This is a genomic window from Streptomyces xanthochromogenes, assembly GCF_014650455.1.
Lineage (GTDB): Bacteria > Actinomycetota > Actinomycetes > Streptomycetales > Streptomycetaceae > Streptomyces > Streptomyces xanthochromogenes.
Genome location: NZ_BMUZ01000012.1, coordinates 97,584 through 123,073 on the forward strand (window position 1 = coordinate 97,584; position 25,490 = coordinate 123,073).

General features: G+C 71.8%; 25 protein-coding genes. 13 read left to right on the top strand and 12 right to left on the bottom strand.

The genetic code is table 11. The features are described 5' to 3' along the window. Nucleotides 1–19 precede the first annotated feature (19 nt). The 4 genes from IE267_RS28585 to IE267_RS28600 all read right to left on the bottom strand — a co-directional run bounded on the left by IE267_RS28585 (nt 20) and on the right by IE267_RS28600 (nt 3,455). Complete coding sequence (locus tag IE267_RS28585; protein WP_189765210.1) at nt 20–829, bottom strand: polysaccharide deacetylase family protein; 810 nt, start codon at nt 827–829, stop codon at nt 20–22. After that, entirely contained in the window at nt 826–1,851 is a 1,026-nt protein-coding gene (locus IE267_RS28590; protein ID WP_189765211.1) for a glycosyltransferase family 2 protein, read from the bottom strand. The genes IE267_RS28585 and IE267_RS28590 overlap by 4 nt, the downstream gene beginning before the upstream one ends. Then, nucleotides 1,848–2,711 (bottom strand): glycosyltransferase family 2 protein, encoded by an 864-nt coding sequence (locus IE267_RS28595; protein ID WP_167154387.1) that lies wholly within the window; start codon nt 2,709–2,711, stop codon nt 1,848–1,850. The genes IE267_RS28590 and IE267_RS28595 overlap by 4 nt, the downstream gene beginning before the upstream one ends. A gap of 327 nt (nt 2,712–3,038) precedes the next feature. Then, nucleotides 3,039–3,455, bottom strand: a complete 417-nt coding sequence (locus IE267_RS28600) for a hypothetical protein (protein WP_189765212.1) — start codon at nt 3,453–3,455, stop codon at nt 3,039–3,041. Nucleotides 3,456–3,725: 270 nt separating this feature from the next. On the opposite strand from IE267_RS28600, the gene IE267_RS28605 reads away from it, so the two are divergent. Continuing rightward, entirely contained in the window at nt 3,726–4,535 is an 810-nt protein-coding gene (locus tag IE267_RS28605; protein ID WP_167154390.1) for an SGNH/GDSL hydrolase family protein, read from the top strand. Nucleotides 4,536–4,541: 6 nt separating this feature from the next. Here IE267_RS28605 and IE267_RS28610 read toward each other — a convergent pair whose 3' ends face one another. Next, nucleotides 4,542–6,176, bottom strand: a complete 1,635-nt coding sequence (locus tag IE267_RS28610) for a serine/threonine-protein kinase (RefSeq protein ID WP_189765213.1) — start codon at nt 6,174–6,176, stop codon at nt 4,542–4,544. Between the two features lie 275 nt (nt 6,177–6,451). Here IE267_RS28610 and IE267_RS28615 point away from each other — a divergent pair, with 275 nt between their 5' ends. After that, nucleotides 6,452–6,715, top strand: a complete 264-nt coding sequence (locus tag IE267_RS28615; protein WP_189765214.1) for a hypothetical protein — start codon at nt 6,452–6,454, stop codon at nt 6,713–6,715. A 29-nt stretch (nt 6,716–6,744) separates the two neighbouring features. On the opposite strand, the gene IE267_RS28620 is transcribed toward IE267_RS28615, so the two are convergent. From IE267_RS28620 to IE267_RS28630, 3 genes are read right to left on the bottom strand one after another with little or no spacing between them, the layout of a single operon-like run. Further along, nucleotides 6,745–7,941, bottom strand: coding sequence for a CaiB/BaiF CoA transferase family protein (locus tag IE267_RS28620; RefSeq protein ID WP_189765215.1), 1,197 nt, complete (start codon nt 7,939–7,941; stop codon nt 6,745–6,747). A gap of 48 nt (nt 7,942–7,989) precedes the next feature. Next, on the bottom strand, nt 7,990–8,772 hold the full coding sequence (locus IE267_RS28625) for an ABC transporter permease (RefSeq protein ID WP_189765216.1): 783 nt from the start codon (nt 8,770–8,772) through the stop codon (nt 7,990–7,992). Then, nucleotides 8,769–9,731, bottom strand: a complete 963-nt coding sequence (locus IE267_RS28630; protein ID WP_167154402.1) for an ATP-binding cassette domain-containing protein — start codon at nt 9,729–9,731, stop codon at nt 8,769–8,771. The genes IE267_RS28625 and IE267_RS28630 overlap by 4 nt, the downstream gene beginning before the upstream one ends. Nucleotides 9,732–9,795: 64 nt before the next feature. Between IE267_RS28630 and IE267_RS28635 the strand changes: the two genes are divergently transcribed. From IE267_RS28635 to IE267_RS28645, 3 genes are all read left to right on the top strand, one after another. After that, nucleotides 9,796–10,503, top strand: a complete 708-nt coding sequence (locus IE267_RS28635; protein ID WP_167154405.1) for a TetR/AcrR family transcriptional regulator — start codon at nt 9,796–9,798, stop codon at nt 10,501–10,503. A gap of 90 nt (nt 10,504–10,593) precedes the next feature. Beyond that, the gene (locus tag IE267_RS28640) at nt 10,594–11,076 is read left to right on the top strand and encodes an SAM-dependent methyltransferase (protein ID WP_167154408.1); all 483 of its coding nucleotides are present in this window, start codon (nt 10,594–10,596) and stop codon (nt 11,074–11,076) included. A gap of 101 nt (nt 11,077–11,177) precedes the next feature. Beyond that, nucleotides 11,178–11,711: a GNAT family N-acetyltransferase gene (locus tag IE267_RS28645; protein WP_161255918.1), complete on the top strand. Its 534-nt coding sequence runs from the start codon at nt 11,178–11,180 to the stop codon at nt 11,709–11,711. 30 nt (nt 11,712–11,741) lie between these two features. On the opposite strand, the gene IE267_RS28650 is transcribed toward IE267_RS28645, so the two are convergent. From IE267_RS28650 to hmgA, 3 genes are read right to left on the bottom strand one after another with little or no spacing between them, the layout of a single operon-like run. Beyond that, a complete protein-coding gene (locus IE267_RS28650; RefSeq protein ID WP_189765217.1) occupies nt 11,742–12,986 on the bottom strand; it encodes a type ISP restriction/modification enzyme in 1,245 nt (414 codons plus the stop codon). Nucleotides 12,987–13,000: 14 nt separating this feature from the next. Beyond that, nucleotides 13,001–13,753 carry a GntR family transcriptional regulator gene (locus IE267_RS28655; RefSeq protein ID WP_167154415.1) on the bottom strand — a complete coding sequence of 251 codons (753 nt, stop codon included), beginning with the start codon at nt 13,751–13,753 and terminating at the stop codon, nt 13,001–13,003. A gap of 43 nt (nt 13,754–13,796) precedes the next feature. After that, complete coding sequence (gene hmgA, locus IE267_RS28660) at nt 13,797–15,131, bottom strand: homogentisate 1,2-dioxygenase (protein WP_189765218.1); 1,335 nt, start codon at nt 15,129–15,131, stop codon at nt 13,797–13,799. A 102-nt stretch (nt 15,132–15,233) separates the two neighbouring features. On the opposite strand from hmgA, the gene IE267_RS28665 reads away from it, so the two are divergent. The 5 genes from IE267_RS28665 to IE267_RS28685 all read left to right on the top strand — a co-directional run bounded on the left by IE267_RS28665 (nt 15,234) and on the right by IE267_RS28685 (nt 22,270). Then, entirely contained in the window at nt 15,234–15,854 is a 621-nt protein-coding gene (locus IE267_RS28665) for a TetR/AcrR family transcriptional regulator (RefSeq protein ID WP_161245264.1), read from the top strand. A 78-nt stretch (nt 15,855–15,932) separates the two neighbouring features. Next, the gene (locus IE267_RS28670; RefSeq protein WP_189765219.1) at nt 15,933–18,158 is read left to right on the top strand and encodes a molybdopterin oxidoreductase family protein; all 2,226 of its coding nucleotides are present in this window, start codon (nt 15,933–15,935) and stop codon (nt 18,156–18,158) included. A 122-nt stretch (nt 18,159–18,280) separates the two neighbouring features. Further along, nucleotides 18,281–19,663, top strand: a complete 1,383-nt coding sequence (locus IE267_RS28675; protein ID WP_189765220.1) for a CitMHS family transporter — start codon at nt 18,281–18,283, stop codon at nt 19,661–19,663. An 88-nt stretch (nt 19,664–19,751) separates the two neighbouring features. Continuing rightward, the gene (locus IE267_RS28680) at nt 19,752–21,146 is read left to right on the top strand and encodes an aldehyde dehydrogenase family protein (protein WP_189765221.1); all 1,395 of its coding nucleotides are present in this window, start codon (nt 19,752–19,754) and stop codon (nt 21,144–21,146) included. A gap of 44 nt (nt 21,147–21,190) precedes the next feature. Beyond that, nucleotides 21,191–22,270, top strand: coding sequence for a Zn-dependent alcohol dehydrogenase (locus IE267_RS28685; protein ID WP_189765222.1), 1,080 nt, complete (start codon nt 21,191–21,193; stop codon nt 22,268–22,270). Nucleotides 22,271–22,450: 180 nt separating this feature from the next. Here the strand turns inward: IE267_RS28685 and IE267_RS28690 are convergent, their stop codons facing one another. Then, nucleotides 22,451–23,095, bottom strand: a complete 645-nt coding sequence (locus tag IE267_RS28690) for a TetR/AcrR family transcriptional regulator (RefSeq protein WP_167154434.1) — start codon at nt 23,093–23,095, stop codon at nt 22,451–22,453. Between the two features lie 66 nt (nt 23,096–23,161). Between IE267_RS28690 and IE267_RS28695 the strand changes: the two genes are divergently transcribed. The 3 genes from IE267_RS28695 (at nt 23,162) to IE267_RS28705 (ending at nt 25,448) form a co-directional block, all read left to right on the top strand. Beyond that, nucleotides 23,162–24,313 (top strand): acyl-CoA dehydrogenase family protein, encoded by a 1,152-nt coding sequence (locus IE267_RS28695; protein WP_189765223.1) that lies wholly within the window; start codon nt 23,162–23,164, stop codon nt 24,311–24,313. A gap of 93 nt (nt 24,314–24,406) precedes the next feature. Next, nucleotides 24,407–24,694: a YiaA/YiaB family inner membrane protein gene (locus tag IE267_RS28700; RefSeq protein WP_161253709.1), complete on the top strand. Its 288-nt coding sequence runs from the start codon at nt 24,407–24,409 to the stop codon at nt 24,692–24,694. 118 nt (nt 24,695–24,812) lie between these two features. Beyond that, nucleotides 24,813–25,448: a TetR/AcrR family transcriptional regulator gene (locus tag IE267_RS28705; RefSeq protein WP_161253706.1), complete on the top strand. Its 636-nt coding sequence runs from the start codon at nt 24,813–24,815 to the stop codon at nt 25,446–25,448. Nucleotides 25,449–25,490 lie beyond the last annotated feature (42 nt).

Consider the following 25,490-nt stretch of genomic DNA (forward strand, 5'->3'; position numbering starts at 1 on the left):
GGCCAGGGGCCCGGCCCGGTCAGTCGCCGCCGAGCCCGCGCCCGGCTCGGCGGGCCCCGCGGATCACGGCGTAGCCCTTGGTCAGGACGCGGTCGCGGGTGAAGGCCCGGGCGATGTCACGGCCGGTGCCGACGAGCAGCCGTTCGAACGCGTCGAGGCCGGTGGAGCGCCGAACCGTCAACCGCTCCAGGGCGTACGGGCCCTGGCGCCGCTCGGCGAGCGCGTTGCCCACGGCGAGTGCCTGCGCGAAGCCCGCCGAGCGCACCGTGCGCCGGACCCGGCGGCTGGAGTAGCCGTAGGGGTAGGCGAACGAGACGGGGCGCGCGCCGAGCTCGTCGGCGATGATCTCCTTGCAGCGCAGCGTCTCGAACCACAGTCGCTCGTCGGTGAGTTGGTCCAGCTGCGGATGACTGTGGCTGTGCCCGCCGATCTCGGTTCCGGCCGCCGCGAGGGCGCGCACCTGGTCCCAGTCCAACATGGTGTCCAGGGCGCCGCCCTCGTCGTGCGGGCCGCGCAGCCAGCCCGTCGACACGAAGAGCGACGCGGCGAAGCCGTACTTGGCGAGCACCGGCAGGGCATGGCGGTGGACGCCTTCGTAGCCGTCGTCGAAGGTGATCAGGACGGGACGGCGCGGCAGCGCCCCCGCCGTGCGCCAGGCGTGCGCCAGCTGGGCCGTGGTGAGCGGGGTGCAGCCGAACTCGGCGACGAGCTCCATCTGGTCGGCGAAGGCGTCCGGAGAGACGGACAGGCCGAGCGCCTCCTTCGTGGGACTGTGTGCCACCGAGTGGTACATCAGGATCGGTACCGGGCCCGGGTGTGCGGAGATCATGCCGCCTCGTCCTCCTCGCCCGCCCGGGCGGACCCGGCGCGCTCGATGGGTGCCACGCTGAAGGTGACTCCGCCGCGCAACGCCCGTACGGTGCCGAGCAGATAGCCGCCGGCCGCCACGGCGACCCCGGTCACGATCGCGCCCGCCCGGCCCGCGCCCCCGGCCCGGCCGAGCACCGCGTCCCGCACTCCGCGGGCCACACCGGCCGGCAGGACCCGGCTCGTGTAGCGGCGCTCCGACTCAAGTCCCTTGCCGGTGCCGACACTTCGGGAGACCAGCGCCTTGGAGAGGCCTTCCGCGTACGCCCGCGTACGGAAGTAGCCGAAGCGTTCGCGGGCCGGGGGCACCCGGTGGTGGATCACCGAGCGGTCGTCGATGAGCAGGACGGCGTCCGGCAGCGCCGTGCTGAGCCGGATGCACAGCTCCGTCTCCTCGCAGCCGAGCGGCCGTTTGTCGCCGTCGCGTCCGATGCCGGTGGCGAAGCCGCCCGCGGCGTCGAACGCGGAGGTGCGGAAGGAGGCGTTGCCGCCGAGGACGTTGCGGACCGCGACCCGGCCGGGCGGCAGCCCGCGATAGGTGCAGCCGACGATCCAGTCGAACTCCTCGGGGAACCAGGCGGGCCTGCGCCCGGAGGCCCAGGCGGGCAGGGTGCGGCCGCCGACCGCCATCACGCGCGGGTCGTCGTACCCCTCGGCGAAGTGCCGCAGCCAGTCCCGCTCGGCCACCGCGTCGTCGTCGAGGAAGGCCACGAACTCGCCCCGGGCCACCGTGATCGCGGTATTGCGTCCCGCCGAGAGGCCGCGGGGGCCCGCGTTGGCGAGCACCCGCACCTCCCCGGAGGCCGCGTGCTCCTCGAACTCCCGGGTGAGCCGTTCCCGGAGCCGCTCGTTGTGGTCCACCACGAGCAGCGTCTCCAGGGCGGGCAGCGACTGTGCGCGCACCGAGGAGACAGCCGCCAGGATGTCCTCCCAGCGCTCCTCGGTGTACACACAGATCACCACGGAGAATTGACGCTCCGTCAAGTCACTTCTCCTCGACGTGTGTTCAGGAAGACGGCTTGGGTGCGCCGGTGGGCGCGGGGCACCGCCTTCTCTCTGAGGATCACCTTCAGGACCCGGATGCCGTCACGCACCGCGCTGAGGTTGGAGACGCCGTGGATCCGGTTGTACTCGTAGCTGGGGACCTCCTGGACGCGCAGGCCCGCCTTGACGATCCGGATGTTGATCAGGGTCTCGATCTCGAACCCGGAGCAGTCGAGCACGATCTTGTCGAGGCAGTGCTTCCAGAAGGCGTTGTAGCCGTAGCAGAGGTCGGTGTAGCGGGCCCCGAACTTGCGGTTGACGATGCCGCACAGCACGGCGTTGCCGAGCTTGCGGATCGGGGTCATGTCGTCGGTGCCGCCGCCGTTGGCGAAGCGGGAGCCCTTGGCGAAGTCGGCGCCGCCGACCAGGGCCGAGACGTAGCTGACGATCTCGTCGCCGTCCGCGGAGCCGTCCGCGTCCACCATGACGATGATGTCGCCGGTGCAGGCGGCGAAGCCACTGATCAGCGCGTCGCCCTTGCCCTTCCCGACCTGCTTGACGACCACCACGTCGGGCCGCAGTTCGCGGGCCACCTGCACGGTGTCGTCCGTGGAATTCCCGTCGACCAGGACGACTTCATGGATCCAGTCCGGAAGCGTCCTGAAGACGTGCGGAAGGTTTTTCGCTTCATTCATCGCCGGGATGACGACGCTCACGGGCGGCGCAATGGCGAGATTCGCCGAAACCGGTCGATAGGCCCCGGATATTCGGCCGGCGGCGACGGATTCCGCATGGCTGTTCGGTGAATCCGCAATCAATTGATCTTGGCCCGGAGCGGCCGGGCGCACGGAAGGAATCATGGTGAATCTCTGTCCCTCTCGTCCGGTGGACCGCCCGCCCCCGGGCGGTCCGGATGGTTTTCCGGTTACGAAAGGGGGGTTCTCACCCCGGTCATGACGGCATGGCGCACCGCACTCTTCGGGTGAGCTGGCTTTGCTGGCCGCGCGGCCCGTGCTCCGGCCCCCGCAAGGCGAAGGCCGACCACGGCACCCCCCTACCGCGCCCCGCACCGGTGACCATCACGGCGCCCGAGCCCTCCCCCAGTGCCGTTTGCCGATGGATCGTTGCGGGTGGATGCAAGACGGTATTGATGATGGGGACTGTAGGGCAAGACCCCCTTCGAGGCCCTACCTTTCAGTGTTTTTGACCGTTCTTTCACGGCCGTCCCCGGAGCGGTTCACCCCCGTTCCGAGCAGAACGAGGAGAAGGCTGACCATGCCCACCGCGGTCACGCCGTTCCGGGCCGACCAAAGGTGCAGACCTGCCATGCTTTCGGCGGTCAGCAGATCGATGAGTACTGCTCCCGATAACGACGCCACCATCCGGGCGAGCGGTTCCAGTCGGCGCAGGGCGAATGCGGCCGCTTCCGCGGGTGCGGCCACCAGATAGAAGAGCGCGAGCGGAGCGCGCAGCGGAGAGTCCAGATCGGCGTACGCCAGGGCGGCGCCGACGGCCGAGGCGGCGAACGCCGCTCCCGCGAGGACGGGCAGCAGATCGGCGGAGACGGGCGGACCCGTGGCCGATCTGTCGCTGATGGTCTGCATTGGCGACGGTTCCCCCCGATGCGCCGGATGCGAGGCTTCAATGTGACGCAGTCCGGACACTCCCGTCAAGACGCCGACTCGCGTGCGGTGAACACGAGTTGACGCACTGTCAGCGGAGTGTGGTGCTCCGGTGAAGGATTACTCGCGAGTTGCTGACGGATCGCCAGATAGCCGCAGATGTCCCTCGGCTGTTCTTGGCATGGACACTTCCCGCAGCCTGTGGGGGCTGGTACCACTGCCGTGGCGGAAAACCCGCTACAAGGAGGTTCCATGAAACTGTCCCGAATCGCGGCTTATGCATGGGCGCTCGTGCTGACCACCGCGCTTTCCCTCACCGGGGCCGGCGTGGCATCGGCGGCAACCCAGGCGGCCGGATCCCACTACGTGGCCCTCGGCGACTCGTACTCCTCCGGCCTCGGCTCCGGGAGTTACGACAGTTCGAGCGGCGACTGCAAGCGCTCCACGAAGGCCTACCCGGCCCTGTGGGCGGCGGCGCATTCACCCGCCTCGTTCAACTTCGCCGCGTGCTCCGGCGCTCGTACGGGTGATGTGACGTCGAGCCAGCTCGGCCCGCTCAACTCCACCACCGACCTGGTCTCGATCACCATCGGGGGCAACGACGCCGGCTTCTCGGACGTCATGACCAACTGCGTCCTGTACTCGGAGTCCACCTGCCTCAGCAAGGTGGCGGCGGCCCGCGCCTACGTCGACGCGAACCTGCCGGGACTGCTCGACTCGGTGTACTCGGCGATCAGATCCAAGGCGCCCAACGCGCACGTCGTCGTGATCGGCTACCCGCACTTCTACAAGATCGGCGGCAGCTGCATCGCGGGCCTCAGCGACAAGTCCCGCTCGGCCATCAACGGCGCGTCCGACGAGCTCAACTCGGTGACCGCCAAGCGCGCCGCCGACCACGGCTTCAGCTTCGCGGACGTGGTGGCGGGCTTCACCGGCCACGAGATCTGCTCCAGCAGCCCGTGGCTGAACAGCGTCCTGTGGACCAACATCGGCGAGTCCTACCACCCCACCGCGGCCGGCCAGTCGGGCGCCTACCTGCCCACCTTCACCCGCGCGGCCTGAAACCGCTCAGCTGGAGGGCGAGGAGGAGCCCGTCGGTGACCCGGGGGAGGAGGCCCCGCCCGTCGGTGTCTCCTCCTCGCACGTCACCTGGTACGCCACCGCGTCGGACGCGATCTCCACCGGCGCGCGCACCTCGACATGGACCTCGTTGGAGCCGCTCCGCGACGGCGATTCGGTGTGCACCACCTGCCGGGTCCTCGGGTCACCCGCGGCGAACGAGAGCGTCTTCCAGTCCGGGTCGGACGACCGCCCGTCCCGGGTGACCCAGCGGTACTCCACCCGCGCGGGCGCCCGCCCCACGGTGAACACGGCGACCATCGAGGGCGCCGAGGTGTTCGGCGCCGGGCACGTGCCCCGGTAACTCCCGCGCAGTACCTGCACGTTGACCGCCACCGTCTGCTCGGGGGTCGGCGAGGCCGACGGGCTGCCGCTGGTGCTCGGGGAGGGACTCGGGCCGGGCGGGCTGCTCCGGGGCGTGGCGGCCCCGGTCGTCCCGGGGGCCTGCGCGGAGTGGGATGCGGCGGGCGCCGACGAGCCGCCGCCCGACGAAGTCCCGTGAGAACCCTGCCCGTTGTCCCGCACCAGCAGGTACACCAGCAGGCCGAGCACGAGCAGCAGTACCACGACACCGGCAAGGATCGCCGCCCCGGTGCGCGAGCGCGCCCCGCCCCGGCCCGGGGGGCCGGCCCCCTCGGCGGGCGCGGACGCCGGGCCGAGCACGGAGGTGGGCGGCAGGACGGGCGGCCCGACCGGGACCGTGGTGGCCTCGTACCGGTCCATCGGGGAGGGCACGGTGCCGCCCGCCGCGACGAGCCGCAGCTGGTGTTCCGCCTCCTCGGCGGGCAGCCGCTCGCCGGGCTCCTTGCGCAGCAGACCCTCGATCACCGGTGTCAGCGGGCCCGCCCGGCGCGGCGGTTCCAGGGGGTCGTCGACCACGGCACGCAGGGTGGACAGCGGGGTGTCCTGGCGGAACGGCGAGTGGCCCTCGACGGCGGCGTACAGGAGCACGCCGAGCGACCACAGGTCGGACGCCGGGCCGGGAGTCCGCCCCAACGCCCGTTCGGGAGCCAGGAATTCGGGCGAGCCGACCACCTCGCCGGTCATGGTGAGCGTCTGGCTCCCCGCCACCGTCGCGATGCCGAAGTCGGTGAGGACCACCCGGCCGTCGTTGGCCAGCAGCACGTTCGCCGGTTTCACGTCGCGGTGCAGCACCCCCGCGTCGTGGGCGGCCCGCAGCGCGGCGAGCACCTCGGCGCCGATGCGCGCGACGCGCTGCGGGACCATCGGGCCCTCCGCGTCCAGAGCGTCGGACAGGGCGAGGCCGCGCACCAGTTCCATGACGATCCACGGCCGCCCGTCCTCGGTGGCCACGTCGTACACGGTCACCACGTTGCGGTGCGAGATGCGGGCCGCGGCCCACGCCTCCCGCTCCAGGCGGGCGTACAGCCGGGCCACCTCGGGGGAGTCGAGCGCGGCCGGGGCCCGGACCTCCTTGACGGCCACCTCGCGCCCGAGGACCTCGTCCCGGGCGCGCCACACGATCCCCATGCCGCCTTGGCCGAGCGACGAGAGAAGCCGGTAGCGGCCCGCGATCAGACGTTGCTCACTGCCCGGCACTTCGCTCACTGGCGAGCCCCCCATCCGCGGCGGAGAAACCCTTCCAAGTTAGCTCAGGGCCGGGCCGCTGCCGCCCCCTTGAACGGCATTGCGCAGCACGTGCGAACACGGGCGGCGACTCTGCGTGATGGACCGTCGGCAAGGTGTCCAACTCGCCCTGGAATCAGCTGTATTCGGAGCGTGGTCGTCAACCTGCCACCCCTGAAGGTGAATCCTGCCACCGGATTCACGAGTGTGACGCCGGGGCGATAGGGTTACCCTGCCCGGGGCCGGGTGCCCTCGTACGGGTGGGGAGTGACATGGAACAGATAACAATGCACAGCAGGGCGCGAGTGCCTGCCATCACCTGCGGGAGCAGTGCGACCAGTTCGCGGCTCGACCGCCACCTCTCGGTGCTCGGCGGTCCCGCCGTTCCGCAGCGCGAGGCGGCCGAGGCGACGTTGCTGATGCGCGAGCTGACCTCGCGTGACGTTGCGCACACCCGCAGGAGCAAGAGCGCTCGCGTCTCGCTCTTCGCGCCGCTGCGGCGGCTGCGCCGCTCGCTCTTCGGCAGCCGCGGCTGAATCCACTCCCGACACCAGGCGCCCCGCGTTCAGGCGATCACGCCGTCCCGGCGCAACTCTGCCAACTGCTCGTCCGTCATTCCCAGGGCCCGCAGCGTTGCGCAGGTGTGCTCGCCGAGCGCGGGCACCGCACCCATGTACGCCTCCTGACTGCCGCCCAGAGTGATGGGCGGCAGCAGTGCCCGCAGCGGCCCCACCGGTGACTCCACCTCCCGCCAGCGGTCCCGTGCGGCCAGCTGCGGATGCGCGGCGACGTCCGCGACCGTGTTGATCCGGGCACACGCGATCCCCGCCGCTTCGAGCCGGGCGACCGCCTCGGCCGCCGTGAACCCGGCCAGTGCCCGCGCCACCGACTCGTCCGTCTTCGTCCGGTGCGCCACCCGTGCCGCGTTCGTGGCGAAGTCCGGATCATCGGCCAACTCGGGCCGTCCAAGCACCAGTTCGGCGAGCCGTCGCCATTCGCGGTCGTTCTGCACCGAGAGCAGCACCTGCCCGCCGTCCGCCGTGTCATAGGCGTCGTACGGCGCGATCACGGCGTGCGCGACGCCGGTGCGCGCCGGTTCGGTGCCTCCGTGCATCACGTGGTGCAGCGGATGCCCGAGCCACTCGGCGAGCGCCTCCAGCATGGAGATCTCCACCGGCCCGCCGCGGCCGGTCGTGCCACGCCGCACGAGGGCCGCCAGGACGCCCGAGAAGGCGTACATGGCGGCCGCGATGTCGGCGGCCGGGACACCGGCCTTGACGGGCCGCTCGGGTGTCCCGGTGACGGACACCAGGCCCGCCTCGCACTGTACGAGCATGTCGTAGGCCCGCTTGTGCGCGTACGGGCCGTGGGCGCCGTACCCGGATATGTCGACGGCGACGAGCCTGGGGTGCGCCGCGCACAGCGTGGCCGCGTCCAGGCCGAGCCGGGCGGCGGCGCCCTGTGCGAGGTTCTGCACGAAGACGTCCGCGTCCGCGATGAGCCGGCGCAGGACGTCCAGGCCCCGTGGGTCCTTCAGGTCCAGGGCCACCGACTCCTTGCCCCGGTTGCACCACACGAAGTGCGAGGCGAGTCCGCGGGCGGCGGTGTCGTAGGCACGGGCGAAGTCGCCGCCGTCGACGCGTTCCACCTTCACCACGCGGGCCCCCAGATCGGCGAGCTGACGGGTGGCGAACGGGGCGGAGACGGCCTGTTCGACGGCGACGACGGTGATGCCTTCGAGGGGCAGGGGCTGAGTGCTCATGGCCGTACTTATCGCGTACGGGCGGCTCCTGTCACCCCACGGCGCCGCTCAGCGGCCGTTGTTCGCGTACCGGCGCACCGCGAGCGGTACGAAGACGAGCAGCAGGAAGCCGCACCAGGCGAGCGAGCCCGCGACCGGGTGGGCCACCGGCCAGGCGGCGTCCGCGGCGGGCGCGGCCCGGCCGCAGAGCTCGCGGACGGCCGAGGCGACGGCGCTGATCGGGTTCCACTCGGCGATCGTGCGCAGCCAGCCGGGGAGGTGGTCGGTGGGGATGTAGGCGTTGGAGAGCAGCGGCAGCATGAAGGTGGCCGAGCCGAGCTGCCCCGCGGCCTCCTCGCTGCCGGTCAGCAGGCCGAGGAACAGGCCCGCCCAGGTCGTCGCGAGGCGCAGCAGCATCAGGAGCCCGAATGCGCCGAGTGCGCCGAGCGGCCCGGAGTCGACGCGCCAGCCCACCGCGAGGCCCACGAGCATCAGCGGGACCATGCCGAGCGCGGTGGTCAGCAGGTCCGCCGCGCTCTGGCCGACCGGGACCGCGGCCCGGCTCATCGGCAGGGTGCGGAGCCGGTCCATCACCCCGCGGTGCGAGTCCTGCGCGGCCTGGAACATCCCGGTCATCAGGCCGTTGGCGGCGGTGGCGACCAGGAGGCCGGGCACCAGGTAGGCGCGGTACTCCTCGCCCGGCACGGCGAGCGCGCTGCCGAAGACGTAGCCGAAGAACAGCAGCATCGATATCGGCATGGTCTGGGTGAGGATGAGCACGCCGGGCGCGTGCTTGATGCGCTGGAGCTGACGGCCGAGCATGGCCGTGCTGTCGTAGGCGAGCGAGGTCATGTCACGAGCTCCTTGCGGGAGTTGGCGCTTTCGGTGAGGCGGAGGAACACCTCGTCGAGGGTGGGCGGGCGCAGGCTCACGTCGAGGATCGGCACCGTGGCGCCGTCCAGTTCGCGCACCAGGCGGGGCAGGGTGATCGTCGGGTCCATCGAGACGGCACCCACCGTCCTTGTGGCGGTGTCGAGTTGGGGCCGCGAACCCGTTAACTGGTCCAGCACCGCGGCCGCTCGGGGCATGGAGCCCTCGTCCGCGACGACGACCTGGGCGTAGGAGCCGATCCTGGCCTTCAGCTCGGCCGGGGTTCCGGTGACCGCGGCGCGGCCCTGGTCGACGAGCACGATCTGGTCGGCGAGCCGGTCGGCCTCCTCCAGGTACTGGGTGGTGAGCAGCACCGTGGTGCCCTCGGCGGTCAGGGCGCGCACGGCGGACCAGATCTGGTTGCGGCTCGCCGGGTCGAGGCCCGTGGTGGGCTCGTCGAGGAACAGCACGCGGGGGCGGGTGAGCAGGCTCGCCGCGAGGTCGAGGCGGCGCCGCATGCCGCCGGAGTAGGTGCCGGCCGCGCGATCGGCCGCGTCCGCCAGCTCGAAGCGGTCCAGCAGTTCGGCGGCCCGCTCGCGGCCCGCCGCCCCGCGCATGCCGTGCAGCCTGGCGAAGAGGCGGAGGTTCTGCCGTCCGGAGAGTTCCACGTCGACGGAGGCGGACTGGCCGGTCACGCCGATGGCGCGGCGCACCGCGTCCTGTTCGCGCACCACGTCGTGCCCGGCGACCCGTGCCGAGCCCGCGTCGGGTGCGAGCAGCGTCGTCAGCAGGCGTACGGCCGTCGTCTTGCCGGCGCCGTTGGGGCCGAGCACTCCGCAGACCGTGCCCTCGGCCACGGCCAGATCGAGCCCGCGCAGCGCGTGGACCTCGCCGAAGCGCTTCTCCAGACCCTCACTAAGTACAGCGTACGTAGTCGTCATGTGGCTCACCATAGCGCACTACGTACGGTGTACGTAACTACGATGGGGGGCGAGGTGATGATCCATGGCAGGGCGACCTGCTGAACCAGAAGTGATCTGGGCGCGCCCCGAGCGCGCCGGACGGGGCCCCAGGCCCGCATTCAGCCGTGCCGACATCGCGGCCGTCGCCGTGCGCATCGCGGACGCGGAGGGCATCGACGCGCTGTCCATGCGCCATGTCGCGGCCGAGCTCGGCTGCGGAACGATGTCCCTGTACAACTACGTGCCGCGCAAGGAGGACCTGTACGAGCTGATGGTGGACGCGGTCAGCGCCGAGTACGACCTGAGCGACCCGACCGGCGACTGGCGGGCCGACATGCTCGCCCTCGCCCACCAGACCCGGGCGCTGATGCACCGCCACCCGTGGCTGCCGCGCCTGATGTCCCCCGTGTACGGGTTCAGCCCCAACGCGCTGCGGTACCTGGAGCACTGCATGACCTGCCTCGACCCGCTGAAGGCGCGGTACGGCACCAAGATGGAGCTGATCGCCTCGGTGAACGGCGTGGTCACCACCTATGTCGCCAACGAGATCGCCACCGCCGAGCGGACGCGCTCGCTGCCCTGGTCGCCCGAGCAGGAGCAGGGCGTGCGGATCGCCTACCTCTTCAGCCAGGTCGCCACCGGCCGCTATCCGCGGCTGGCCGCGGCCTTCGCCGAGGATTCGGGCCCCATCGACATGGACGCGGTCTTCGAGCGGGCTCTGACGAGGACGCTCGACGCGTTCGCGGACTAGCCGGGGCGCCGTCGGGGATTCCCCGCGCGCGCCGCTGGGCCCGCCGTACGGTGAACCGTGATCGCTCCCTTCCGGTGAAAGGCGCAGCACATGTCAGAGAGCAGCACCCGGGTCGAGGTCGTCTGCGATCCGGTCGGTCGGGTGGTCGGAGGCCGCGGCGAGGTCCGCGACGACGAGTGGGGCGAGGTGTCGGCCGTGATCCGACTCGACGGGGAGCGGTTCGGGCCCGAGGCGCTCGCGGGCCTCGACTCCTTCTCGCACGTGGAGATCGTCTACCACTTCGACCGGGTCCCGGTCGAAAAGGTGGAGACCGGGGCCCGCCACCCGCGCGGCAACACCGACTGGCCCCTGGTCGGCATCTTCGCCCAGCGCGGCAAGAACCGGCCCAACCGGCTCGGTGTCTCCCGCTGCCGGCTGCTGCGCGTCGAGGGACTCGACGTCCACGTGCAGGGCCTGGATGCGGTCGACGGCACTCCGGTGCTCGACATCAAGCCCTACCTGGCCGAGTTCGGCCCCCGCGGGGCCACCGAGCAGCCGGACTGGGCCACCGAGCTCATGCGCGAGTACTACTGACGCGACGCGTGGCCCGGGCCCCCGTCCGCGACGCGGGAGGCCCGGGCCGCGGGGCGAGGGGCGGATTTCCCGCTCGGCCCGGCGCCGTGCAGGATGGCTCCATGACCGAGATCCGCACCCCCCGCCTCCTGCTCCGCCGCTGGACCGACGACGACCTCGTCCCCATGGCCGAGATCAACGCCGACCCGGAGGTCATGCGCTGGATCGGCGACGGCTCGGTCCGGGACCTGGAGAGGACCGCCGAGGACATCGAGAGGTGGGAGGACGAGTGGGACGACGAGGGCTTCGGGCTCTTCGCCGTCGAACTGCTCGGCTCCGGTGAGCTGATCGGCTTCACCGGCCTTTCCGTGCCGTACTTCCTGCCCGAGGCCGCACACGAGGTGGAGATCGGCTGGCGGCTCGGCCGGCCCTTCTGGGGCCAGGGGTATGCCTCCGAGGCGGCCCACGCCGCGCTGGAGTTCGCGCTCCAGGACCGGGGGCTCGGCCGGGTCATCAGCGTCTCCAGGGTGGGCAACGACGCCTCCGAGAACGTGATGCGCAAGCTCGGGATGAAGCTGGAGCGCGAGACGGTCCACCCGGAGTTCGGGCACGCGCTGAACATCCACTCCATCGACCTGAGCGAGTACGCGGCCTGAGCCCCGGCCGCTCGGCCGGGGCGAGCGGCGTCAGATGAGGGCGAACTGGCCCCCGGGCCCCTCCTCGTGGTGGTCGAGCACGGACGCGGGGTGGCGCGCGCCGGCCGGCACGGGCAGGACGCCCGCCGCACGCAGTGCCTCCCGTGTCACCGTCGTCGTCAGGGCGCCCGTCAACTCGGCCCGCTGTGAACGCAGTTCGCCGAGGAGCGCCAGCACCGTGATCAGCTCCAGCAGGTCGGACGTCCACTCCTGGGGCCAGTCGGCCGGGCCGACCGCGGCCAGCGTGCCCGCCTCGGCGGGCCCGGTGCGCCGCTCGAACCACAGATCGAGCATCCGTACCCCGCCCACCCGGAACTCCCAGGCCTCGGGCGGCACGGGCGCGATGCGGCCGCCGTCGCCGAGGTGCAGGGCCTCTTCGGCGGCGTCGTAGCGCAGCTCCCGCGGGCGGGCCGGGACGGCCGCGCGCACATAGGGCCGGCGCCCGCCGGGCAGCCGCGGCTTGTCGCCGCCGTGCGCCCCGCGTGCCATCAACGCACTCATCCGCCGCCCCAACTCCACTCCGGTGGACCAGAGTTGACGGTCCCGCGGCAGCGGGACGAGGCAGCCCGCCGCACTCGGGCGGCCCGACGCCAGAGCCCAGGCGGCCACCTCGTGCGGGGCGACCGCGCAGCCGTACGCATCGCGGAGGAAGGCGAGCAGGCCCGGGGCGAGGTTCGGCTCCAGGCCGCCCGGGCGGCGGTACAGCGGACGGATGCGGCCCGGACGCCCGGCGGGCGCGCTGCCGTCGGGCAGCACGGCCGAGACGGTCACGGCGGGCCCGGGGTCCGCCGGGCCCTCGCCCTTCGCCCGGGCCCGGGAGCCCGGCGCCGGCACGTACCCCTGCTCGACCACGAAGAGCTGGTGCTCGTCGGCCACCCGCCACAGCTCCGGCCGGGCGGCGTCGATCAGGCGCTGGTCCGGTATCAGCCACTGCTCGTCGAAGGGGCCGAGCCGGATGCGCACCGGATCGGGACAGCGGCCCCGCTCCTGCCCGAACGGGCCGGTACCCCGGGCGCTGCCGGGCAGTGCGGCCACCGCGGAGCGCAGCGTACGGGCCCGGCTCGGGCCGAACAGCCGCTCCCGCTCGGCGCCTTCGGACCGTACGAGCAGATCCCAGCGGGCGCGCAGGGTGCGCTCGTCCGGGGCCACCACCCAGGGGCGCCCGAGCCGCAGCGGGGCCACCGACCAGGGCATCAGGTCGTCGAGGAGAGGCACGTCATCGCTCACAGCCAGCATGCTAGTGAGAACGCTCAGCGGGCCTCGACCGTCACCGAGAACGAGAAGCGGTCGCCGCGGTAGTGGATGCGGGCCACATCGACGACCCGGCCCAGCCCGTCGTAGGTGACGCCGGTGTAGTGCAGGATCGGTGAGAGGAGCGGGACCTGCAGCAGCTCGGCGGTGACCGGATCGGCGAGCCGTGCCTCCACGGTGTCCGTGATGCGTGCGATGTCCACTCCGACCGCGTCCCGCAGCACCTTCGTCATCGGCCAGCGCGTGAGATCGGCGAGGTCGATCGAGGCGGCCACCTCCGGACGCACCGCGTTGTAAGCCCAGTTGGTCGGCTCGCCGCTCTCCTCGTCGCACCGCAGCCTGCGGTACGCCACCACCTCGGCGCTCGTGGGGAAGTACTCGGCGAGATCGCCCGGTACCGGCTCCGGGCCGTGGCCCAGGATCGTGGTGCGCTCGCCCGACTGCTGGGCCACGATCGCGTCGATCGAGCCGAGCAGCCGGACCGGGGTCGCCCGACGGGCGGCCGGCTCGATGAACGTGCCGCGCCGCCGGTGCCTGCTGATCAGGCCCTCCTGCTCCAGCTCCTTGAGTGCCTGACGCATCGTCAGCACGCTCACCCCGTAGTGCGCGGCGAGCTGCTCCTCGGTGGGCAGGCGCAGCGAGGCGTCGGGGGAGCGGCCCAGTATCGAGGCGCGCAGCGACTGGGAGACCTGGTACCAGAGCGGCAGCTTCCGGTTCAGGACCAGGGAGTCGGGAGCGAAGGAGGAGGTCACAGGGGTTCCGTATCAGGTGGTGCTCAGGAGCGGAAGTGGCGCTTCAGGAGCGGAAGTGGCGCTGAAGACCCTGCCACACGTCGTCGTAGCCCCGCTGGAGGTGGTCGGCGCTCGCCGCCTGCTCGGTGGCGGTGACCGGCCAGCGCGTCTCGAACATGAAGGCAAGGCCGTCGTCGATCTTCTGCGGCTTCAGCTCGGCGGCGCTCGCCCGGTCGAAGGTCTCCCGGTCCGGGCCGTGCGCCGACATCATGTTGTGCAGCGAGCCGCCCCCGGGCACGAAACCTCCTTCGCCGGCGGTCTTGGCGTCATAGGCGCCTTCGATCAGGCCCATGTACTCGCTCATCACGTTGCGGTGGAAGTACGGCGGGCGGAACGTGTCCTCGCCGACCAGCCAGCGCGGCGCGAACACCACGAAGTCGACGCCGGCCAGGCCCGGGGTGTCGGACGGCGAGGTGAGCACCGTGAAGATCGACGGGTCGGGGTGGTCGTAGCTGATGGTGCCGATCACATTGAAGGTGTGCAGGTCGTAGACGTACGGCGTATGACTGCCGTGCCAGGCGACGACGTCGAGCGGCGAGTGGTCGTAGGTCGCGGCCCAGAGGTTGCCACAGAACTTGTTGACCACCTCGACCGGGCCCTCGACGTCCTCGTACGCGGCGAGCGGGGCCCGGAAGTCCCGTGCGTTGGCCAGGCCGTTGGCGCCGATCGGACCGAGCTCGGGCAGCTCGAAGGGGCGCCCGTAGTTCTCGCAGACATAGCCGCGGGCGCTCGCGTCGAGGAGCTCGACCCGGAAGCGGACACCGCGCGGGACCAGGGCGACCTCGCCGGGGCGGACGGCGAGCAGGCCGAGCTCGGTGCGAAGCAGCAGCCCGCCGTGCTCGGGCACGATCAGGAGCTCGCCGTCGGCATCGCTGAACACCCTCGATTCCATCGAGGAGTTGGCGTGGTAGAGGTGCACGGCCATGCCGGTGCGCTGTGCGGCGTCGCCGTTGCCGCCGAGCGTCCACAGACCCGCCAGCCAGTCGGTGCCCGCCGGGGGCTCGGGCAGCGGGTTCCAGCGCAGCCGGTTGGGATCGGGCACGGTCTCGGTGAAGGGCGCCGAGCGCAGGCGGCCGTTGTCGATGCGGGTGAACGGCGGATGCGCGGCCGATGGCCGGATCCGGTACAGCCAGGAGCGGTGGTTGGTGGCGCGCGGCTCGGTGAAGGCGGAGCCGCTCAGCTGTTCCGCGTACAGGCCGAGGGGGGCGCGCTGGGGTGCGTTGCGGCCGTGCGGAAGAGCGCCGGGGACGGCCTCCGAGCTGTGCTCATTGCCGAATCCGCGGGAGTAGCCGAGGCCCTCCGCGATCTTCCCCGCCTGTTCGCCGGTCGATGTCGTCATCGTGCGCTCTCCTGCTCCCGTGCCGGAATCCTATGGTCAACCGTAGGATTACGATGCGGTCGCGTCAACGGGAAAACCGGCCGGGCGGGAGATGATGGGCGGGTGTCTCCTGCTCCTGATCTCCACGCGAACCTCCGCCGGGCGCCCGTCCAGCAGCGCAGCGCCGAGCGGCTCTCCCGGATACTCGACGCCTGTGCCGAACTCCTCGACGAAACCGGCTACGAAGACCTCTCCACGCGGGCCGTCGCCCAGCGGGCCGGGGTGCCGATCGGCTCGGTCTACCGCTTCTTCGGCAACAAGCGGGCCATGGCCGAGGCGCTCGCGGCCCGCAACCTCGACCGCTACGCCGGCATGATCAATGCCCGTCTCGAAACGATCGAGGCGGCCGACTGGCGCGGGGCCGTCGACGCGGTTCTGGACGAGTACCTCGTCCTGAAGCAGACGGTGCCCGGGTTCAACCTGGTCGACTTCGGCGGCCCCCAGCCGGTGCCCGACCCGGACGCGGACGCCAACCACCTCCTCGCCGCCCGCCTCGCCGAGCTGCTCCCGGCGCAGTTCGGCCGCACCCTGGACGCGGAGCTGCGCCGGGTGATCCTGGTCGCGGTGGAGGCGGCCGACGCCACCCTGCGCCTCGCCTTCCGCACCGATCCCCAGGGCGACCCCAAGATCGTCGAGGAGACCCGGCAGCTCCTGCACGCCTACCTCGCCCGCACCCTGGACTGACCCCGCCCGGGACCTCCCGGACATGCCTACCGGTCGGTATGCTCCAGGGACTCGCGCGCCGTCGCCCCGGGAGGACGAATGTCCCGCACCGCCCTGCGTATCTGCCCGCTCTGCGAAGCCACCTGCGGGCTGAGCCTCACCGTGGAGGGCGCGCGCGTCACCGGCGCCCGGGGCGACACGGACGACGTGTTCAGCCAGGGGTTCATCTGCCCCAAGGGCGCCTCCTTCGGGGAGATCGACGCCGACCCCGACCGGCTCACCACACCCCTCGTGCGCCGTGACGGCGAGCTGGTGCGCGCCACCTGGGCCGAGGCCTTCGACCTGATCGCGGCCCGCCTGCCGGCGATCACCGAGGAGTACGGGCCGAACGCGGTCGGCGTGGTCCTCGGCAACCCCAATGTGCACACCATGGCCGGCGCCCTCTACCCGCCCGCCCTGCTCGGCGCGCTGCGCACCCGCAACCTCTTCACCGCCAGCACCCTCGACCAGATGCCCAAGCACGTCTCCAGCGGGCTGCTGTTCGGCGACCCGTTCGCCATCCCGGTCCCCGACCTCGACCGCACGGGACACCTGCTGCTGCTCGGCGCCAACCCGCTGGAGTCCAACGGCAGTCTGTGCACGGCCCCGGACTTCCCCGGAAAGCTCCGGGCCCTGCGCAGGCGCGGCGGCACCCTCACGGTCGTCGATCCGCGCCGCACCCGCACCGCGAAGCTCGCCGACCGGCACGTGGCGATCCGGCCCGGCACCGACGCGCTGCTCCTCGCCTCGATCGCCCACGTGCTCTTCGAGGAGAAGCTCACCGACCTCGGCGCACTTGAGGCTCAGGTCGAAGGAGTGCCCGAAGTGGCGGACGCCCTGCGGGAGTTCACGCCGGAGGCGGTCGGCCCCGCCTGCGATGTGGAGCCGGACGAGATCCGGGACATCGCCCGGGAGCTGGCGGCCGCGCCCACGGCCGCCGTATACGGCCGGATCGGCAGCTGCACCGTCGAGCACGGCACCCTGGCCAGCTGGCTGGTCGACGTGCTCAACACCCTGACCGGCAACCTCGACCGGCCCGGCGGCGCGCTCTTCCCGCTCTCCGCCACCGACCGGGCACCCCGCCCGGCCGGGCCCGGCAAGGGCTTCTCGCTCGGGCGCTGGCGCAGCCGGGTCGGCAACCACCCCGAGGTGAAGTCCGAACTGCCGCTCGCCGCCCTCGCCGAGGAGATCGAGACGCCGGGCGAGGGGCGGATTCGTGCGCTCATCGTCTCCGCCGCCAACCCGGTCCTCTCCGCGCCCGACGGGGACCGGCTCGACCGGGCGCTCGCCGGACTCGACTTCATGGTCAGCATCGACCCGTATCTGAACGAGACCTCGCTGCACGCCGACGTCGTGCTGCCCCCTCCGCCGCCCTCGCAGAGCGCCCACTTCGACTTCGCCTTCAACGGCTTCGCCGTCCGCAACCAGGTCCGCTACACCCGGCCCGCCGTGCCGCTCGCCGAAGGGCGCATGGATGAGTGCGAGATCCACGCCCGGCTCGTGCTCGCCGTCAGCGGCCTGCACGGCGCCGAACCCGCCGCCGTGGACGCGATGGTCGTCGAGCGCACCCTGGCCAGGGCCGTCGACGACCCGCACTCACCCGTGCACGGCCGTGACGCGACGGAGCTCGCCGCCCGGCTGACCGGCGCGGGCGGCCCCGAGCGCCGTCTGGACCTCATGCTCCGGCTCGGCCCCTACGGCGACGGATTCGGGGCCGACCCCGACGGGCTCACCCTGGAGCGTGTGCTCGCCCACCCCCACGGAATCGACCTCGGCGAGCTGAAGCCGCGCCTCGCGCAGGTGATCAGGACCCGCAGCGGCCGCGTCGAACTGCTCCCCGCGCCCGTCGCCGCCGACCTGCCCCGGCTGCGCGCGGCCCTGGGCGAGCGACCCGCGGCGCTGGTCCTGGTCGGCCGGCGCCATCTGCGCTCCAACAACAGCTGGCTGCACAACATCCCCGCGCTGAACGGCGGTTCCAACCGCTGCACCCTGCAGATCCACCCCGAGGACGCCGCCCGGCTCGGCCTCGCCGACGGCGCCGGCGTACGGATCACGGCGGACGGGGGAGCGGTCGCCGCGCCCGTGGAGATCACCGACAGCGTGCGCCGGGGCGTGGTCAGCCTGCCGCACGGCTGGGGCCACAGCCGTCCGGGCAGCAGGCTCGGGGTCGCCGCCGGCCGGCCGGGCGTCAACGTGAACCAGCTCCTCGACGGCTCACGCATCGACCCGCTGTCGGGCACGTCCGTGCTCAACGGCTTCCCCGTCGAACTCGTACCCCTATCGTGACCTGGAGTTTTGCTCGTATTGCTCAGGTGTCAACATCTTGTTAAGGATTGAAACGGCGACCTAACGTCATCCGCACCGCCGGCCCCCGGCGCCAGTTCAAGGGTGAACGTTAGGTGTCCTGAATGCTGACCATCCTCGGCTTCGGCATGATCGCGACCTTCCTGGTCCTGATCATGCTGAAGAAGATGTCGCCCATCGCGGCGCTGGTTCTGATCCCCGCTCTCTTCTGCGTCTTCGTCGGCAAGGGAGCCCATCTCGGCGACTACGTCATCAAGGGCGTCGGCTCGCTCGCTCCGACCGCCGCGATGCTCATGTTCGCCATCATCTACTTCGGCGTGATGATCGACGTGGGCCTCTTCGACCCGATCGTGCGAGGCATCCTGCGCTTCTGCAAGGCCGACCCGATGCGGGTCGTCGTCGGCACCGCGGTGCTCGCCGCGATCGTCTCGCTCGACGGCGACGGCTCCACCACCTTCATGATCACCGTCTCGGCGATGTACCCGCTCTACAAGCGGCTCGGCATGAGCCCGGTGGTGATGACCGGCGTCGCCGCGATCGCCAACGGCGTGATGAACACGCTCCCTTGGGGCGGTCCCACCGCCCGCGCCGCGACGGCCCTGAAGCTGGACGCCTCCGACATCTTCGTGCCGATGATCCCGGCCCTCGCGACCGGCCTGGTCGCCGTGCTCGTCCTGTCGTACGTGCTCGGCATGCGCGAGCGCCGGCGCGTGGGCTACCTGTCCCTCGACAAGGTCCTCGAGACCGAGACCGAGACGGTGCTCGTCGGGGCCGGGGGTTCCGGCGAGACCCCGCGCGCCTCGGGCGGCGGCGCGGGTGCGGACGCCCCCGAGGGCGACGACGACTTCCAGGGGCTCGACCCCGCACGCGAGACCCTGCGGCCCAAGCTGTACTGGTTCAACGCGCTGCTCACCGTCGCCCTGCTCACCTCCATGATCATGGAGTGGCTGCCGATCCCGGTCCTGTTCCTGATCGGCGCGGCCCTCGCCCTGACCGTGAACTTCCCGCACATCCCGGCCCAGAAGGCCCGGATCGCCGCCCACGCGGACAACGTCGTCAACGTCTCGGGCATGGTCTTCGCGGCCGCCGTCTTCACGGGTGTGCTCAACGGCACCGGCATGGTCAAGCACATGGCGGACTGGCTGGTCGGCGTGGTGCCGGACAGCATGGGCTCGCAGATGGGCCTGGTGACCGGCGTGCTCAGCCTGCCGCTCACCTACTTCATGTCGAACGACGGCTTCTACTTCGGGGTCGTGCCCGTCCTCGCCGAGGCGGGCGCGGCGCACGGGGTGTCCCCGCTGGAGATCGCCCGTGCCTCCCTGGCCGGGCAGGCGCTGCACATGTCCAGCCCACTGGTGCCCGCCGTCTACGTCCTGGTCGGCATGGCCAAGGTGGAGTTCGGCGACCACACCCGGTTCACGGTGAAATGGGCGGCCCTGACCTGCCTGGTGGTGCTCGGCTCGGGCATCCTGTTCGGCATCATCTGAGCCAAGGCCGTCGGGGGCCCTGGCGCCAAAAAACTAACGGCGCTAGTTTGAGCGGCGGACGACGCTGGCTCCGCTCGGGAGGAATGTGATGAACGCCCACGACGGCATGTACATCGGCGGCGAATGGCGGGCCGCGGCGGGCGGCGACACCATCGCGGTGCTCAACCCGGTCGACGAGCAGGTCATAGGTCATGTCCCGGCCGGTACGGCCGAGGACGTCGACGCCGCGGTGCGCGCCGCCCGGGCGGCCCTGCCGGGCTGGGCGGCGACCCCGCCCGCCGAGCGAGCCGCCGGGCTCGCGGCGCTGCGGGACCGCCTGGTCGCCCGCAAGGACGAGATCGCCGAGACCATCAGCGCCGAACTGGGCGCCCCGCTCCCGTTCGCGCAGGCCGTGCAGACGGGCCTGCCGATCGCGATCGCCGGGTCCTACGCGGAACTCGCCGCCTCCTACTCCTTCGAGGAGAAGGTCGGGAACTCCACGGTCTACCAGGAGCCGGTCGGCGTCGTCGGCGCGATCACGCCCTGGAACTATCCGCTGCACCAGATCGTCAACAAAGTGGCACCCGCATTGGCGGCGGGCTGCACGGTCGTCCTCAAACCCGCCGAGGACACGCCCCTGACCGCGCAGCTCTTCGCCGAGGCGGTGCATGAAGTCGGTCTGCCCGCGGGCGTGTTCAACCTGGTCACCGGGCTCGGCCCGGTCGCCGGGCAGGCGCTCGCCGAGCACGAAGGGGTCGACCTGGTCTCCTTCACCGGCTCGACCGCCGTCGGCAAGCAGATCGGCGCCACGGCCGGCGCCGCCGTCAAGCGGGTCGCCCTGGAGCTGGGCGGCAAGTCCGCCAACGTCATCCTGCCCACCGCCGACCTCGCCAAGGCGGTCAACGTGGGCGTCGCCAACGTGATGGGCAACTCCGGCCAGACGTGCAGCGCCTGGACGCGGATGCTGGTCCACACCGACCGGTACGACGAGGCCGTCGAGCTGGCATCGGCCGCCGCGGCCAAGTACACGGTCGGCGACCGCGTCGGCCCGCTCGTCAACGCCAAGCAACTGGCGCGGGTGCGCGGCTACATCGAGAAGGGCGTCGAGGAAGGCGCGCGCATCGTCGCGGGCGGCGCCGAGGCACCCCTGGAGCAGGGCTACTACGTCTCGCCCACGATCTTCGCGGACGTCACCCCGGAGATGGCCATCGCCCAGGAGGAGATCTTCGGCCCGGTCGTCTCGATCATCCGGTACGAGGACGAGGACGACGCCCTGCGCATCGCGAACGGCACCGTGTACGGGCTGGCCGGCGGGGTCTGGGCGGGCGACGAGGCGGAGGCCGTGGCCTTCGCCCGCCGGATGGACACCGGCCAGGTCGACATCAACGGCGGACGCTTCAACCCCCTTGCCCCCTTCGGTGGTTACAAGCAGTCGGGGGTCGGCCGCGAGCTCGGCGTGCACGGTCTGACCGAGTACCTCCAGACCAAGTCGCTCCAGTTCTGAAGCCCACTCCGCCTCCCTTCCCACCGCTCAGGAGCACGCACGCCATGGTTCGCGCCGCCGTACTGCCCGCCGTCGGCTCTCCGCTGGAGATCACCGACATCGACCTGCCCGCGCCGGGCCCCGGCCAGGTGCGGGTCCGCCTGGCCGCCGCCGGGGTCTGCCACTCCGACCTCTCGCTCACCAACGGGACCATGCGGGTGCCGGTCCCGGCCGTCCTCGGCCACGAGGGCGCGGGCACGGTCGTCTCCGTCGGCGAGGGCGTCACCTCCGTCGCCCCCGGAGCCGAGGTCGTCCTCAACTGGGCTCCCTCCTGCGGCAGTTGTCACCCCTGCTCGCTCGGCGAGGTGTGGCTCTGCGTCAACGCGCTGAACGGCGCGGGCTCGGTGTACGCGCACACCGCCGACGGGACCGAGCTGCACCCGGGCCTGAACGTGGCCGCGTTCGCCGAGGAGACCGTCGTCGCGGAGAACTGCCTGATCCCGCTCCCCGCGGGCATCCCGCTCACCGAGGCCGCGCTGCTCGGCTGCGCGGTGCTCACCGGGTACGGGGCGGTCCACCACTCGGCGAAGGTGCGGCAGGGCGAGACGGTCGCGGTGTTCGGCGCGGGCGGGGTGGGGCTCGCCACCCTCCAGGCCGCCCGGATCGCGGGCGCGGGGCAGATCATCGCCGTCGACGTCTCCCCGGACAAGGAAGGGCTGGCCCGCGAGGCCGGGGCGACGGACTTCGTGGTCGCCTCCGAGACGACGGCCAAGGACATCCGGAGGCTCACCGGCGGCCAGGGCACGGACGTGGCCGTCGAGTGCGTGGGCCGCGCGGTGACGATCCGTACCGCCTGGGAGTCGACCCGGCGCGGCGGTCGCACGACGGTCGTCGGCATCGGCGGCAAGGACCAACAGGTCACCTTCAACGCCCTGGAGATCTTCCACTGGGGCCGCACGCTGGCGGGCTGCGTCTACGGCAACTGCGACCCCGCGACCGACCTCCCGGTCCTGGCCGACCACATCCGCGCGGGCCGCCTGGACCTCGACTCGCTGGTCTCCGAGCGAATCCCGCTGGCCGGCATCCCGGCCGCCTTCGACAACATGCTGGCGGGCAAGGGAGGACGAGCCCTGGTCGTCTTCTAGGGGGCTTGGCATCCAGGGGGGCGCGGGGAATGGCGCGACCGGCCACGCGCGGCCCGCGCCCGGTCAACGATTCCGGGGGAGCGGGTGGCCGGGTCCGGGGGCTGGGCCCCCGCAGCCTTCGGGAGGCAGGGCGACTTCCTTCCGGGCGGCGGGCCTCCGCTCGGGGCGGCGGGACCCCGGCTACGCGCTGGCCAGCGCCTCGTACTGGAGCCGGAGCCCGTCCAGCAGTGCCCGCAACCCCACCTCGAAGGCCCCTTCGTCGATCTCCTGCTGCCGCTCGGCGAGGAGATGTGCCTGCCCCAGGTGCGGATAGTCCGCGGGATCGTACGCCGCCTCGTCGTCCACGAAGCCACGGGCGAACGAGCCGAGCGCCGAGCCCATGATGAAGTACCGCATCAGCGCGCCGATCCGGGTCGCCTGGGCCGGCGGCCACCCCGCCGCGACCATCGCGCCGAACACCGCGTCCGCGAGCCGGAGCCCGGCCGGGCGGCGGCCGGGCCCCTGGGCGAGCACCGGAACGATGTTGGGGTGACGGGTGAGCACCGAGCGGTAGGCGAGCGCCCAGTCGTGCAGGGACGTACGCCAGTCGCGCCCGTCGTCCGTGTCGAACATCGACAGGTCGACCTGTGCCGAGGTGGCGTCGGCGACGGCCTCCAGGATCTCGTCCTTGGTGCGGAAGTGGTTGTAGAGCGAGGGCCCGCTGACCCCGAGTTCCGCGGCGAGCCGCCGGGTCGACACCGCCGCGAGGCCCTCCGCGTCCACCAGGGCGCTCGCCGCCGCGACGATGCGGTCGGTGCTCAGAAGGGGCTTGCGCGGTCGGGCCATGCGGCACATAGTAGGGCCTGCCAACCAAAAACTAGCAGTGGTAATTAAATCTGGGGTGCAGCGAACATGAACCTGGAGCTGAGCGAGGAACAGGCGGCGGTCCAGCAGCTCGCCGAGGAGTTCGTCGAGCGCGAGATCACCCCGCACGTCATCGAGTGGGACCGCGCCGAGAACGTCGACAAGTCGATCGTGAAGAAGCTGGGCGCGCTCGGCTTCCTCGGGCTCACCGTCGACGAGGAGTACGGCGGCTCGGGCGGCGACCACCTCGCGTACTGCCTGGTCACCGAGGAGCTCGGCCGCGGCGACTCCTCGGTCCGCGGCATCGTCTCGGTCTCCCTCGGCCTGGTCACCAAGACCATCGCCTCCTGGGGCAGCGAGGAGCAGAAGCGTGCCTGGCTGCCCCGGCTCACCTCGGGCGACGTCATCGGCTGCTTCGGACTGACCGAGCCGGGCACGGGCTCGGACGCGGGAAACCTCGTCACCAAGGCGGTCCGGGACGGCGACGACTACGTCATCGACGGCACCAAGATGTTCATCACCAACGGCACTTGGGCCGATGTGGTGCTGCTCTTCGCCCGGACCAACGACACCCCGGGCCACCGGGGCGTGTCCGCCTTCCTGGTCCCCACCGACACCCCCGGCCTCACCCGCCGCACCATCCACGGCAAGCTGGGCCTGCGCGGCCAGGCCACCGCCGAACTGGTCCTGGAGGGCGTACGCGTCCCGGCGGCCGCGCTGCTCGGGCCGGAGGGCAAGGGCTTCTCGATCGCGATGTCGGCGCTCGCCAAGGGACGGATGTCGGTCGCGGCCGGCTGTGTCGGCATCGCGCAGGCCGCCCTGGACGCGGCCGTCAAGTACGCCGGTGAACGCGAGCAGTTCGGCAGGTCCATCGCCCACTACCAGCTCGTCCAGGAGCTGATCAGCGACATCTCGGTGGACGTGGACGCGGCCCGGCTGCTGACCTGGCGGGTCGCCGACCTCATCGACCGGGGCCGGGACTTCGCCACCGCCGCGTCCAAGGCGAAGCTGTTCGCCTCCGAGGCTGCGGTGCGGGCCGCGAACAACGCCCTCCAGGTCTTCGGCGGCTACGGCTACATCGACGAGTACCCGGTCGGAAAGCTGCTGCGGGACGCCCGCGTGATGACCCTGTACGAGGGCACCAGCCAGATTCAGAAGCTCATCATCGGCCGTGCGGAGACCGGGATTTCGGCCTTCTGAACGGGGCGTGCGCGCTCGGCCGCCGGGCGTCTGAGTATGTACTGAGTACGAGAGCGGATGTGGCCCGTGCCACATCCGCTCCATGCTGTCGCCATGAGTGAGACACCGGTCAAGCAGCAGAACACCGCGGCGTACTACGGCCAGGCCGTCGCCGCTTTCGCGATCGCGCTGGTCGCCACCGCGATCGGTATCCTCCGCCTCCAGGCGGACTCCTGGGTCCGCGCCTTCCTCGCCATGGCGGTCCTCTACCTCGTCACCTCCGCCTTCACCCTCGCCAAGGTGATCAGGGACCGCCAGGAGGCCGGCCAGATCGTGAGCCGGGTCGACCAGGCCCGGCTGGAAAAGCTCCTCGCGGAACACGACCCGTTCCAGAAGCTCTAGGCCGGCCTGTCCGAGAGGCGACCGGACCCGCCGGACAGCCTCTAAGCGCTTGCTCACCCTCGGGGTATGGTGTTCGTCCCGCTGAACGAAAAGCGCTGACGGACGGAAGGGGCGAGCGATGGGTACGGCTGACGTGACCGAAGAGACGGCCGGCGGCGAGGAAAAGCCCTGGGGCGAGGTCACGCCCGAGGCCGCCAGGAGGCTGCTCGTCGCCGCCGTCGAGGCGTTCGCCGAGCGCGGCTACCACGCCACCACGACCCGGGACATCGCGGGCCGGGCCGGCATGAGCCCGGCCGCGCTCTACATCCACTACAAGACCAAGGAAGAGCTGCTCCACCGGATCAGCCGGATCGGGCACGACAAGGCCCTGGAGATCCTGCGGTCCGCGGCCGAGGCCGAGGGAAGCGCGGCCGAGCGGCTCTCCGCAGCCGTGCGCTCCTTCGTCCGCTGGCACGCGGGGCACCACACGACGGCCCGCGTGGTCCAGTACGAGCTCGACGCGCTCGGCGCCGAGCACCGCACCGAGATCGTGGAACTGCGCAGGCAGAGCGACGCCGCGGTGCGCCGCATCCTCAACGAGGGGGTGGCGGCGGGCGAGTTCGACGTGCCGGACGTGCCCGGCACCACGCTCGCGGTGCTCTCGCTCTGCATCGACGTGGCCCGCTGGTTCAACACGGAGGGCCGCCGCACGCCCGACGAGGTCGGCGCGCTCTACGCCGACCTCGTACTGCGGATGGTCGGGGTCCAGAAGTAGCGGACCGGGGCCCGCCCGCTCTTCTCGAACCGGCCGGGCCCC